Origin of the sequence: Virgibacillus ihumii, from assembly GCF_902726655.1 — a bacterium.
GTDB classification, from domain to species: Bacteria; Bacillota; Bacilli; order Bacillales; family Amphibacillaceae; genus Lentibacillus; species Lentibacillus ihumii.
The window spans coordinates 1,776,047-1,789,314 of the sequence record NZ_CACVAN010000001.1; the positions used below are offsets into that span (position 1 = coordinate 1,776,047).

12 protein-coding genes are annotated in these 13,268 nt (G+C 38.7%); all 12 read right to left on the bottom strand.

Going from position 1 to position 13,268, the window contains the following annotated elements:
- Positions 1–204: 204 nt before the first annotated feature.
- The 12 genes from HUX68_RS08775 to HUX68_RS08830 all read right to left on the bottom strand — a co-directional run bounded on the left by HUX68_RS08775 (position 205) and on the right by HUX68_RS08830 (position 13,091).
- Positions 205–870, bottom strand: coding sequence for a GntR family transcriptional regulator (locus HUX68_RS08775; protein WP_174614468.1), 666 nt, complete (start codon positions 868–870; stop codon positions 205–207).
- 100 nt (positions 871–970) lie between these two features.
- Positions 971–2,326 (bottom strand): MmgE/PrpD family protein, encoded by a 1,356-nt coding sequence (locus tag HUX68_RS08780; protein WP_174614469.1) that lies wholly within the window; start codon positions 2,324–2,326, stop codon positions 971–973.
- 66 nt (positions 2,327–2,392) lie between these two features.
- The gene (locus HUX68_RS08785) at positions 2,393–3,346 is read right to left on the bottom strand and encodes an NAD(P)-dependent oxidoreductase (protein ID WP_281355714.1); all 954 of its coding nucleotides are present in this window, start codon (positions 3,344–3,346) and stop codon (positions 2,393–2,395) included.
- 115 nt (positions 3,347–3,461) lie between these two features.
- Positions 3,462–3,836: a 4-carboxymuconolactone decarboxylase gene (gene pcaC / locus HUX68_RS08790; RefSeq protein WP_174614471.1), complete on the bottom strand. Its 375-nt coding sequence runs from the start codon at positions 3,834–3,836 to the stop codon at positions 3,462–3,464.
- Positions 3,837–3,883: 47 nt separating this feature from the next.
- Positions 3,884–5,053, bottom strand: coding sequence for a mandelate racemase/muconate lactonizing enzyme family protein (locus HUX68_RS08795; RefSeq protein ID WP_174614472.1), 1,170 nt, complete (start codon positions 5,051–5,053; stop codon positions 3,884–3,886).
- A 21-nt stretch (positions 5,054–5,074) separates the two neighbouring features.
- Positions 5,075–6,010 carry a succinate--CoA ligase subunit alpha gene (locus HUX68_RS08800; RefSeq protein ID WP_174614473.1) on the bottom strand — a complete coding sequence of 312 codons (936 nt, stop codon included), beginning with the start codon at positions 6,008–6,010 and terminating at the stop codon, positions 5,075–5,077.
- A gap of 2 nt (positions 6,011–6,012) precedes the next feature.
- On the bottom strand, positions 6,013–7,209 hold the full coding sequence (locus tag HUX68_RS08805) for an ATP-grasp domain-containing protein (protein WP_174614474.1): 1,197 nt from the start codon (positions 7,207–7,209) through the stop codon (positions 6,013–6,015).
- A 25-nt stretch (positions 7,210–7,234) separates the two neighbouring features.
- Positions 7,235–8,713: an SLC13 family permease gene (locus HUX68_RS08810; RefSeq protein ID WP_174614475.1), complete on the bottom strand. Its 1,479-nt coding sequence runs from the start codon at positions 8,711–8,713 to the stop codon at positions 7,235–7,237.
- A gap of 171 nt (positions 8,714–8,884) precedes the next feature.
- The gene (gene fumC / locus HUX68_RS08815) at positions 8,885–10,276 is read right to left on the bottom strand and encodes a class II fumarate hydratase (protein ID WP_174614476.1); all 1,392 of its coding nucleotides are present in this window, start codon (positions 10,274–10,276) and stop codon (positions 8,885–8,887) included.
- Between the two features lie 64 nt (positions 10,277–10,340).
- On the bottom strand, positions 10,341–11,222 hold the full coding sequence (locus tag HUX68_RS08820) for an HpcH/HpaI aldolase/citrate lyase family protein (protein WP_174614477.1): 882 nt from the start codon (positions 11,220–11,222) through the stop codon (positions 10,341–10,343).
- A gap of 49 nt (positions 11,223–11,271) precedes the next feature.
- On the bottom strand, positions 11,272–12,540 hold the full coding sequence (locus tag HUX68_RS08825; protein WP_174614478.1) for a TRAP transporter large permease: 1,269 nt from the start codon (positions 12,538–12,540) through the stop codon (positions 11,272–11,274).
- Positions 12,537–13,091 (bottom strand): TRAP transporter small permease, encoded by a 555-nt coding sequence (locus HUX68_RS08830; protein WP_174614479.1) that lies wholly within the window; start codon positions 13,089–13,091, stop codon positions 12,537–12,539. Before HUX68_RS08830 ends, HUX68_RS08825 begins: the two co-directional genes overlap by 4 nt.
- Between the last annotated feature and the right edge of the window lie 177 nt (positions 13,092–13,268).

Consider the following 13,268-nt stretch of genomic DNA (forward strand, 5'->3'; position numbering starts at 1 on the left):
AATCAGCAGAAAGTATATTCATAGATAAATTATTAAAATTGGATATTGTAGATTGGATACAATTTAAGTTTAATGTATACCTTATTTATTGTAAACCCAATTTTAACATTTTTCCGACATTTGATCGTGATTTAATTTCCAGTTTGAATATAATTTACTGATAACTCTCTAATTAAAAATCCCTTTAGCTCCAACTTTGTATAATTATATAAAATTTCTTTTTTCAAGGGATTCAAGTAATTCTTCTCCGGTTCTTTTAATGTGTTGCTTCAGGTATTCCCCGGCTTTTTCCGTTTCATCATCCAATATAGCTTTTAGTATAGACTCATGCTCTTTATTGGATTTCTGGATTTGTCCGGGAATCAGCTGTGGTGTGTCCTGGGCAAATCCACGTGAAATAGATTCAATAAAACTGAGAAGTCTCGGGCTCTGACAGCGGCTGAAAAGTAATTGATGAAAACTTACATTCCATTCTACATATTCCTCCCCGCTTTTTGCTTGTTTCATAGCTTCATGATGGGATTGCAATGTTTTCAAATCCCAATTACTAAAATATCCCATGCCCTTCTTTAAGGCTAATGGCTCCAATACTGATCGGAGTTCATAAATTTCCTTAATATCTTCCTTCTTTAGTGAACGAACAACCGCCCCTTTATGCGGTTCCAGTGTAACCAGTCCATCGGTTTCAAGTGTTCTTAGAGCCTCCCGAATAGGCATTCGACTAACACCTATTTGCTCGGCAAGTTCTGATTGTACCAACCTTTCCCCAGGTTTAAAATCACCTTTCAAGATTGCTCTTCTCAATACACTACAAACCTGATTATGCAGCATTTCCCGATCACCAATTCGTAAATCAACTTTCTCGGACATAATAAAATCTCCATTTCATTAACTTGATATTGTATATGCTTAAGCATTTTCAGACAATGAAGATAATCTTTTACCTCTCTCCATTGTTATACCTCTCATTTTACACCATACTCCCCTTTTTAAAACTCAAAAGACTTCTTGTATCATCCACCTGTTCCAGATTAAGAATCATTTTAGATAAAATCTTCCTATCCTTCTCGTCCCACATTTTAGCAAGCCCCATAAATTTCTCAAGCAGCTTATATTCCGAGACAGGATTATCCGGATCCCCTTTTGGAAAATCTGTTTTTTTACTAATAACCTCTCCAGATTTCATTTGTATTTCAACAATTGCTCCCCACTTTTCCGGATACTGATTATTAATCTCCGGGTCAACGATTACATTTACATAATCCATTAAATTGCGGACGTCGTCATCCCATAAACTTTTTTCATTAAAATCTTCCAAACTCCCTTGTCCCTTCAATAAAGCTAATGCTGTACAAAATTGCATGCTAAATTTCGACGCATATTGGGTGGTTGGTGCTTTATTATCCGTAATATCAAGTGCTGACTGATATGTTTTTACGTTAATTCGATCAATTTGATCTAAACTGATTTTCTTTTCTTCCGACAATTCAATCATCAAGTCCATAGCATGATGCGTATGTCTGCAGGAAGCATGAACTTTAAAAGAGTTCTCCAAGATTTTATATTCTTCACCCAAATTCTTGGTGATTTTGAAGATGTCGTATTCATTGCTCATTGCTTCAAAAAATCCACGTTTTCCTTCCAATATTTTTTGTGCTGCAGTAAAATCCTTCTCGGCTAATAGAGCACTAATGACTCCGTTCATCGCAGCTTTTCCAGGATGAAGTTGTTTTGACATCGCACCGTCTTCAATAAACTCCCACAAACCTGCAGCCTGTGTCCCGGCACTCCCTAAAGCATAAACAGTTTGTTCATTATTTAAGTGCAATAATTTCGCGACAGCTGCAGCAGCCCCAAACGTACCGCAAGTTGCCGTATTATGCCAATAATAATAATGTGACGGTGATACCGCTTCACCAATTCGATAACAAACTTCATAACCGACAGCAATTGCATTAATCAACTTTTCCCCCGAAAGTTGTTTCCAGTCTGCAATGGCTAATGCTGCAGGAATCACAACTGTCGCTGCATGTATAATTGACCCTTTATGAATATCATCCTGTTCAACAATATGACCTGATGCCCCATTAAGTAATGCAGCCTGAGTGACAGATGAATGTCCACCTGTTATCAGATTTGCCTGCGGGTCTCCACCCATTTCCTTAATAAACTCATCTATTTTGCGTATTGGATCCATAGTGGACCCTGCAATAGCTGATCCGAAGTAATCCAGTATGCATAACTTTGTAAAGCGTACTACTTCCTCAGGCAACTGTTCGTAATTCGTATCTATAATATAATTTGCCAGTTTTTCGCTTAAGTTCATGAAAACCATCCCCTTCAATTTTATAGAAAAGTGCTATATTTTCGCAAAAGAAAATCGATATCAGAATCAAAATTTCACATCGGCAATTTTTTCGATAATCTTTGCAATAACAGTATGATCAACTTTATTTCCATGTTCTTGTGATGAAGCATATTCCCACAACTGGTATACAGAATTGGAAACAGCAGCAGGTACTTTTGCATGATCCGTGATTTCCATGGCTGTTGTCAAATCCTTATACATGAGATCTAAAGTAAATCCACCTTCATACTTGCCCGATAATACCTGTTGCGCGACTTTATTTTCACTGGAATTACTTTTACCTGTACTGCTATTGATAACCTTGAGCATTTTGTAAGGATCGAGACCTAATTTAATGCCTGCTGCAAGAGCTTCCAATGTAACAGACAATGTAGTTGCAGAAATCATATTATTTAAAGCCTTAATAGTATGACCAGCCCCACTATCACCCACATGCATAGTGTTAGATCCAATCATATCAAATATAGGAAACGCCTCAGAAAAAGCTTCTTCATTTCCCCCGACCATAATAGTTAAGGTGCCTTTTTCAGCTCTTTTGACTCCCCCACTTACCGGTGCATCCAGCATCCTTACAGACTGTTCCTCCAGTTCTTTACTGATATTTTTAGTCACTTCTGGAATAGAACTTGTCATATCTATTAATATGCTGCCGGGTTTAAACCCAGTAATAAGCCCTTCTTCTCCACTGACAACTTGTTTCACAATTTCAGCATTTGGCAGCACTGTTATCACATACTTATTTTCAGATGCTAATGCTTTTGGTGAATTTGCTATTTTTGCACCAATTGACTCAAAATGTTCCAATAACTCTGTATTTACATCATATAAATGGAGTTCATTCCCTTGTTTCATTAAATGCTTTGCAATGCGTCCCCCCATATTCCCTAAGCCAATCAAACCTATTTTCATAGTTGACATCCTTCCAATTAACCGTCGTTTAAAATTGCCCAAGATGCTGGGATCAAACAAATACTTCATCCTTGGCGACTGTTGAGTCTCTTTACGCTAGCGACGGAGTTTTTAGAAAAATACTTATGCCCCAATCTCTTCTTTCTAAGTCTCTTCTGGGGCAAATGTTATAAAGTGTCCAAATTTATTCTTCCTCTTCAAAAACTTCTTTTGCAAGCTTAAAACTATCAATAGCAGCTGGGACCCCGCAATATATAGCAGATTGAAGTAAAACTTCCTGAATTTCTTCTTTGGTTACTCCATTATTTAAAGCTCCCCTTAGGTGAAGTTTAATCTCATGCGGTCGGTTTAATGCCGTTAACATAGCAAGGTTAATCATACTCCTGGTTTTTTTTGGAAGCCCTTCTCTAGACCAAACTTCACCCCAGCAATATTCAGTTACCAATTCCTGCATAGGCCGATTGAATTCATTGGCATTTTCAATGGATTTATCAACATAATTTGCCCCAAGAACATCACGACGAATCTCTAAACCTTCCTCAAACCTACTATTACTCATAATAGCTCTCCTCCAATATTAATTTTTTATTTAATGATCACAGTTTTTTATACAGCTATTGAATGTAGTAACTTGCGCAATTCCTTTTTTGTCTCAAAACCAATTCCTGGAGCATTCGGCAAGCGAACATAACCGTCTTCAATCGGTATATCATCCGCAAAACCACCGAATGGCTCAAAGACTCCGGGATATGACTCATTTCCACCCAATCCCAATCCGGCAGCAATGTTAAGTGACATTTGATGACCGCCGTGGGGAATGCATCGTCTTGATGACCATCCGTACTCTTTCAACATATCCAAAATTCGCATATATTCCACAAGACCATAACTTAACGCACAATCGAATTGTAGAAAATCTCGATCAGATCTCATCCCTCCATAACGAATTAAATTGCGAGCATCCTGTACTGAGAATAAGTTTTCACCAGTAGCCATAGGTTTTTGATAATATTTCGACAGTTCTGCCTGAAGTTCATAGTCCAGCGGATCACCAACTTCCTCATACCAAAACAAATCATATGGTTCCAGTTTTTCCGCATATTTGATTGCTGTTTCAAGGTTGAAACGTCCATTTACATCAACTGCAAGCGACCGTCCGGAAGGGACAATTTCCAATACAGCTTCAATCCGACGAAGGTCGTCTTCCAAAGAAGTACCGCCAATTTTCATTTTCACGACTGAATAGCCGAGATTGAGATACCCCCGCATTTCATCCTGAAGTTCGGCAATTCCCTTACCGGGCTGATAATACCCACCTGCTGCATAAACGAAAACCGACTCATCCGGTTTCCCTTCTCCATAACGATCCGCAAGCAATTGGTATAAAGGCATTTCTTCAATTTTAGCAACAGCATCCCAAACCGCCATATCGAGTGTGCCGACTGCTACTGAACGTTCGCCGTGTCCCCCGGGTTTTTCACCTGTCATTAATATTTCCCAGATACGATGAGGATCCAAATTCGATTCACTTTCATTCAAAATCTTACTTGAATCCGAAAATTCGAGAAGTCTCGGAATAAATCTCTCCCGTAATAAACCCGATGGGGCATAGCGTCCATTTGAATTAAAACCGTATCCGACTACTCTTTTCCCATTTCGAATAACATCAGTGACAATTGCAACAACTGATACATTCATGTTGCTGAAATTAATGTAAGCGTTGCTTATACTGGATTTAATTGGTACAGCTGTTTCTTTAATATCTATTATTTTCATAGCAAAAACCCCTTTGATAAGTTATATAGATGTAGGGCTTGGATTATCCTTTGACTTATCTTTTCCAAGTACATTTTGAAGCGTTTCTATTAAATCATCGAAGTTCTCCAGAACAATTGCCCCGGCTTCATTTAACTTTTTTGCTTTTATAGAAGGTCGTCCAACATGGCCAGAAATCATTGCCCCCGCGTGCCCAAACACCGTTCCCTCCGGCATGGATTCCGTAAAACGACCGGCAACATGTGAAATCAGCGGTTTTGTGAATCCACCCTTCTTAATAAATTTGGCCGCTTCTTCCTCAAATGAAGTACCTGGTTCTGAAAAAGTAACAACAGCTTTTGTATCTGGGTCCTGTTCAAACAAACCCAACAATTCCTTAATATTTGTCCCTATTAGGCCATCACCACCAATTCCAATTGTTGTCGATACCCCATAACCCGCTCTTTTGATCATCCAGGAAGTTTCAGCAGCCATGCCCCCACTTCTGGAAATGACACCAACATTCCCGGGAACAAAGCACCGTTCCGGATGATCACCACCAATTGATCCGAGCTTAATTCGTTCCCCGGGATTTACCATTCCAGCAGTGTTGGGGCCGATGATATAAACTCCACGTTCCCGAGCGGCAGCTATTATTTTCACCGTATCCATTTGCGGTACATTTTCTGTTGTAACTACAATTTTTTTAATTCCATTATCAATAGCTTCAAGGGCTGCATCTAATGTAAATGCAGGCGGAACAACTATTAAACTCGTATCAACTCCATGGTGTTCAATGGCCTCTTTCACAGTATCGTAGACAGGAACCTCCGAGACACGTTCTCCTTTTTTTCCCGGAGTGACACCAGCAAGTATTTTTGTACCATAATTAACGGAGTGATCCACAATCATCCTTGCTTCCCTGCCAGTGATACCCTGAACAACTATTTTCGATTCTTTTCCGATTAGAATTGCCACTACTAAACCTCCTTCATACTGCACACCATTTCTTTTGCGGCCTGCTCTATTGTTATATCCTCTCCATAATAAGTGATTCCTGCCTCTTCAAAGATTTTTTTCCCAAGTTTATCGTTTACTCCTGCCTGCCTTACAACAACAGGAAATGTCCGAACATCTATTTGCATATCATTCAATGCCTTGACAATTCCCTCTGCCATGACATCAATCTGTGTATTATTAGTGATATTTTGAGAAACAAAAAGTCCCTTCACACCGTTTTTTGACAAAATACCTTTTGTTAACTTGTAGACTTTTTCCACTGGTGGGTTGCCACCTGTCTCTGTATAATTTGCTGGTCTCCCTCCGAATCGGGTGATCGCATCGAAACTAACAAGACTTCCTCCTCCACCTCCACACATAAACCCTATATCTCCGCCTTCCATTTCGGTATAACGAGCTGTGCCCCGGTAGTCGGCACTATTTACTTTTACCATTTCTTTCTCCAGCTCGGTTAAAGGCCGCCATGTTCTTTCACTCCCCTCTTCCACAATGTCAGTTAATTCTGGATGACGAAACATTGCAGAATCGTCGACTCCCATTACAGAATCCGCAGCCACTACGTTATTTTCCTTCGTTAAAACAAGCGGGTTAATTTCCAATATATAGCAGTCGTATTTAACAAAAGAATCGTATAGTTTACAAAGCACAGAAGTCGCCTGAACAAGCGGCTTTCCAGTAACACCAAGCGAACTCCATATTTGTTTTGCCTGATACGGTTCAATCTTCCCGAATGGATTGACATAATATAAAACAACCTTTTCAGGGTGATTTTTAATCAATGACTCAACTTCGATCCCACCTTCTGTTGTTGCAATGATTACCGGTAATTGTTTCTGCGTATCGAAAGCTATCGACACATACCATTCTTCTTGAATTTCAACTTTTTCCTCAACCAAAACCTCATTAACCGGGAAATGTCGTACTGTCATGTTTAAAAGTTCTTCTGTTTGCTTGTTGGCTTCCAGTGGTGTAGCCGGAAATTTGATAGCTCCTGCTTTTCCCCTTTTACCCACCGGAACCAGTGCTTTTAAAACAACATCTTTTTCTACGGCAATTTGCTCAGCTTCACTTCCCGTTCTAACAACCCAGTTATAAGGGGTCTTTACACCATTTTGTCGAAGTAATTGTTTACTAGAGTTTTCAAGTACTTTTCCCATGTTCTCCCCACTTTATAAAGAATTTTTATGGTAACAGCCCGAGCCATTTCCACCAAGTAAGCGCAACAATAGTGGTTAATACTATCATAAGCAGCGTCATGTATAAGCCTGGTTTTAAATATTCGCGTTGCGATATTTGCCCGGAGCTGTAAACAATGACATTAGGCATCGTTTCAACAACAAGAATATAACCATGTAAGCATGTCACCGCAGCCGTAAAGCAAATAAATACTGGGCTTACTCCTGCTTGTGCAGAAATTCCGATATATATAGGAATAAGCGTTACTACCGCAGTTGACACATTAGACATCAACAAATGAAAAATTTGAGTTGCCAACAAAATAAAAATAACAGCGGATATTGGATCCTGAAGTAAAGACAAAATCCAATCAGTAGCCAGCACACCTCCAATTTTGTCCGCTGCACCCGAATCAGTGAGGGCATAGCCCATTGAAAGTGTAGCTCCAAGTAAAAAAATCGTATCAAAATTAATTTTTACTACATTTACCCACTTTGCACAGCCAATTCCAGGAAGTGTCATTAATACAACTCCCATTATGGCGGGAATACTTGGGTCTAATCCATGCAATGGTTCTGTCATCCAAAGGAAAACAGTCAACGTTAAAATTACTAAACACTTCTTTTCCCGTATATTTAAGGGGCCAAATTCTTCTAACTGTTCTTGCATTTCTTGTTTAACCTGTGGGAAAAACTGCTCTTCTCTTTTCAAAGGAAAACATTTTAATAACACAAACCATGCACCCGGGATTAAAATTAACCATAAAGGCAATGCATAAAGAAACCATTCAAAATATGTGATGTTAATACCAACGAACTGCTTCAACATAGCCACGGTTAAAATATTTCCAATTGCCGCTGTCATTACTGCAGTACCACTTATTGTTGATCCAAAGGCAACAGCCAGCAAAATCATTCTTCGTAAACCACTATTGCTTCGGGCACCAATTGTGTCTAATACATTTAGTGCAACAGGTAACAACAAAGCAGTTCGTACTGCTGAAGCCGGGATAAAAAAAGACTGAACTTGGGGGATAACCAGAATACTTGCGAGCAATCCCCTTGAACTTCCTCCCCACCTAGCTAAAATATGGTAGGTAATTCTTTTGGCCAGTCTTGTTTCATTCACTGCTCGAGCCAGCATCATCCCCCCAATGATCAAGAAAACCGCAGGGGAAGAAAAACCACTGTATATTACTTCAATCGGAACTGGTTTAAGAAACAGCATTAAGGAGATAATCAAAGCAGCGGTTAATCCTAAAGGAAGTGCCTCAAACACCCAAAGCACAACACCCATGGTTACGATAGCAATCATTTTTCTTGATGGATCATCGAAGGAAGATGGCAACCCCGCGTATATCGAAATAAACAAAATCGTTGCCAGGGTTATACCTATCAATCGTCGCTCATTAATTACACGTCTTCCGCTTTTTCTATTATTCCCCTCATCTATCTTTTCGTTATTTTCCGGTGAAATATTATTCATATAAGCCGTCTCCATACATTAGAAAACTTGGCATTCGCCAAGACTTTATGGCGAATATCATAGTTGCACTTATGCAGTAAGAAAGTATTTATACTTTCTTAACTGCCTAAAAATACCGTAGTGTCCATCTTAGTGGTGTTCATTCTATTTTTATAAATATAAGTGACTTTTTCAGTTTGTTTTTGGTTGTGTCATTTTCGCTGGATTAACGATTTCGTTAAATTCCTCCTCTGTTAATAGACCCATCTCCAAGGCGGATCTTTTTAATGTCAAGTCTTCTTCGTGTGCCTTTTTTGCGATCTTGGCTGCATTCTCATACCCAATGTGAGGATTAAGCGCCGTCACTAACATTAATGAATTTTCCAAATTCTTTTCAATCACTTCATGATTCGGCTTTATCCCAACAGCACAATTATCATTAAAAGAAGTCATACCATCTGCTAATAATCTTGCTGATTGTATAAAATTATATGCAATTACCGGTTTAAATACGTTCACCTGAAAGTTACCTTGACTAGCAGCTAGACCAATTGTTAAATCGTTCCCCATAACCTGTGTTGTCACCATCGTTAAAGCTTCACACTGAGTTGGGTTAACTTTCCCTGGCATCATGGAACTACCTGGTTCATTGGATGGAATGATGATCTCGCCAATTCCACTTCTGGGACCACTTGCAAGCCAGCGAACATCATTAGCAATTTTCATTAAATCAGCAGACAAGGCTTTTAAAGCACCATGGGTATAAACGATTCCGTCATAACTTGTTAGTGCATGGAATTTATTTCGGGCAGGGATAAAAGTTTTACCTGTAAAAGAACTGATTTTTTCAACTGCATTCTCAGCAAATCCTGCATAAGTATTGAGCCCTGTCCCCACAGCAGTCCCCGCAAAGGCCAACTCTTGCATTTTTTGGTAACTTTCACGAATCATCATCTCGGTTTTTTCCAACATACGATGCCAGCCACTAATTTCCTGTCCCATCGTTAAAGGGACTGCGTCTTGCAAGTGCGTTCGACCGACTTTGATAACATGATTAAACTCCTGAGACTTTTCATAGAAAGTATTTTTTAATTTGACCAGAGCAGGTAACACTTCATCTTCTATTGCTGTTACTGCGGCAATGTGAATTGCTGTAGGCATATTACAATTTGAGCTTTGCGACAAATTTACATCATCGTTGGGATGAATTCGTATCTCTCTACCTTTTTCCTCCAAGATCTGATTACCTTTATTAGCAAGAACCTCATTTATATTCATATGCGATTGTGTACCGCTCCCTGTTTGCCAAACCAGTAATGGAAAATGTTCATTCAATATCCCTTCAATAATTTCATCAGCAGCCTGTGCAATCGCTTGGGCTTTTTCTTCACTTAAATGACCCATATCCTGGTTAGCAAGTGCAGCACTTTTCTTTAAAATAGCAAATCCTCTTATAATACTATCCGGCATTTTCTCCGTGCCGATTTTAAAATTTTCACTACTTCGCTGCGTTTGTGCTCCCCAAAGTTTATCAGCAGGTACACTTATTTCCCCTAAGGTATCGTGTTCAATTCTATTTTTCATAAACTTTATCTCCTTTTAGAAATTCCTTTATACAATTGAACCTAATATCTGCTTTGTCAGAGCGCTAGGCAATGACAAAATTTAAAACTTCTTTTGCCTTTTTATAAACCGGGTAATCAACTAGATTGCCATTAACGGAAATTGACGCTAAACCTTCTTGTTCTGCCTTTTCAAATTGCTCAACAATTTCTCGGGCTTCCCTCAGTTCTTCATCCCCCGGCATAAATAGGTTATTTACAATATCAACCTGTTTTGGATGAATTGTCAGCTTGCCCTTAAAACCTAACTTTTTGGCCTGAGTTGCTTCATATTCCAAACCTCCCGGATTATTTAATGACGGAAATACTGCGTCAATAGGCCCCTCCCTATCGGCAGCCCGGGAACCTACTACTATCCTGGAACGTGCATATAATAGTTCATCACCACTCGAGGATAATTGACATCCAATATCCAGAGAATAATCAATCGACCCAAAAGCCAGCTTCGAAACGAGAGAATCAGATTTAGCAATTTCGTACGCGAATTGTATACCCTTAGCTGTTTCAAGCAGAGGAATCACTTCAAAAGAATTACTATCATTAGTTTCCCTTAAAACAGTTCCATTTTTGTTTTGTGTCATTTCCCTTATCCTCTTGCAGATATAAGAAATATCTTCCGGGTTCTCACTTTTGGGAACAATAACACCATGTGCACCGTATTGAACGGAATAAGCCAAGTCTTCTTCCCAAAATGGTGTGCCAATATCATTGATTCTTACATAAACCGGTTTTTGATTATTCAATTTCTGCAAGGATTCCTTAACTAATTCTCTTGCATTATTTTTTTCTGAATAGGCAACAGCATCCTCTAAATCGATAATCACACTATCTGCCTCGGAGTTAATAGCCTTATTTATTATTGATAATTCCTTTGCAGGTACGAACAAGTACGATCGACAAACACTCATAAATCATTACTCCCTTTAGTTATCTTATTAAACTTGCTTCAAATATAAATCAGTCCAGAAAAAATAATGACAGTTCTGGAAATACCACAATAAAAGCTAGAACAGCAACCATTAAAAAGAAGAATGGGACAACACCTCTTACCACTTCGCCGACTTTTTCCCGTGAAATCCCACTGACTACAAATAAATTCAATCCAACAGGTGGTGTAATCATTGCCAGTTCAAGGTTAATAGTCAATATAATCGCAAAGTGAATAGGGCTAATTCCAAACAACACCAGCATTGGCAAGAAGATTGGAACTGTAATAAGAATAATTGCCGCGGATTCTAAAAACATACCCATAATAAAGATTAGTAAGTTGATACCAATTAGGAAAATCCATTTGTTAGCAACATTGGCATTCATCCATGTAGCTAAGTCTTGTGGTACCTGTGCAATCGTCAAAAACATCCCGAAAACTACAGCCGCAGCGATAATAAGGTAAATCATCGCAGTAATATTGACAGATTCATTTACTATTTCCCGAAACTTTTTAAAAGTAAGTTCACGATAGACGAAAGCAGAAACTATAAAGGCATATAGAACGGCGAGGAAAGAAGCTTCAGTAGGTGTAACGACCCCACTATATATCCCACCTAAAATAACAATTGGAAGTATAAACCCCCAAATGGCTTTCATACCCTTTTTCCAGCGATCAGACCATGATTGTTTAGGTAGTGATCCGTAATTATTAATTTTTGCATATATAACAGCTGACGCTATCAAAGTACCACCTAACAAGATACCGGGCACAATCCCCGCCATAAATAACTCACTTATAGACTCTTCAGCAACAACTCCATAAAGGATCAGCGGAATGGAAGGGGGAATTAAGATACCGAGGGTACCAGCAGCCGCAACCAGACCCATTGCATAACGTTTATTGTAACCTGCATTGACGAGACCTGGAATCATAATACTCCCAATTGCTGCTGCGGTAGCAGGACTTGACCCGGATATCGCTGCAAAAATCATACATGCAAGAATAGTTACCACAGCAAGTCCACCGCGTAAATGTCCGACCCATGACTTCAAGGCTTCAATTAAGTGCTTTGAAATTCCACCTTTTGACATAATAATTCCAGTAAATACAAACCCCGGAATTGCCATTAACGAAACATGTGTTAACTGACTAAACATTTTTTGAATAACTGTATACATGGTAAAGTCAATCATATTTAATGCAACAATACTGGATAGCGCTAAACTAACTGCAACAGGAACTCGAATAAGGCAAAGTGCAATAAAAACTATAAACAAAACGAGTACCGGACTCATACTGAAATTCCCCCTTTCTTCTCATCTTCTTCAATAATGTAATTTTCGTGTTCTTCATAATCAGGTCCGTCTACTTCTTCTTTATCCCCTATAATTGCTTTATACGTTTTAATAGCAAAGTAAATACCAAATAACACCATAGAAATAGGTAATATAATATACTGAATCCACAAAGGTATACCAAGTGCAATAGTCGTATAGCCAGTTTCATATTCAGTCATCATGGTTTGTATGCCTGTTTTTGTCATAAAAATTGCAAATCCAACTCCCATAAGATTAGCTATTACTGCCAGCACCCTTTTTACATTAAAAGGAAACAGGTCATATACAACATCAACAGCTATATGATGATCACTCTTAAGAGCTCTTCCAAACCCGATAAAAATTGCCCACGGTAACAAAAATCGTACAACCTCAAGCAGACCGAATACTGGTGAATTCATCACATAGCGCATAAAAACACCGTATAACATTGCTAAAACTGCTCCCAAAAACAAAATCAGGGTTGCTCCTTCCTCAATGACGTCAAACCATTTTAAAAGTTTTTTCATAATAATCCCCCTTGATTAATAATTTTAGTTAAGAAAGGCTGTGATTATTTTGCCTACTGCACCATCCTTGCACAGTTAAGTTCAGCAAACGCTTTCAAATATAGAAAAACTATTAATCGCACCCTCATCAACTTGTTTAGGCTATACTATAACTTTTTGAAGATTCTTTGTAGTTTA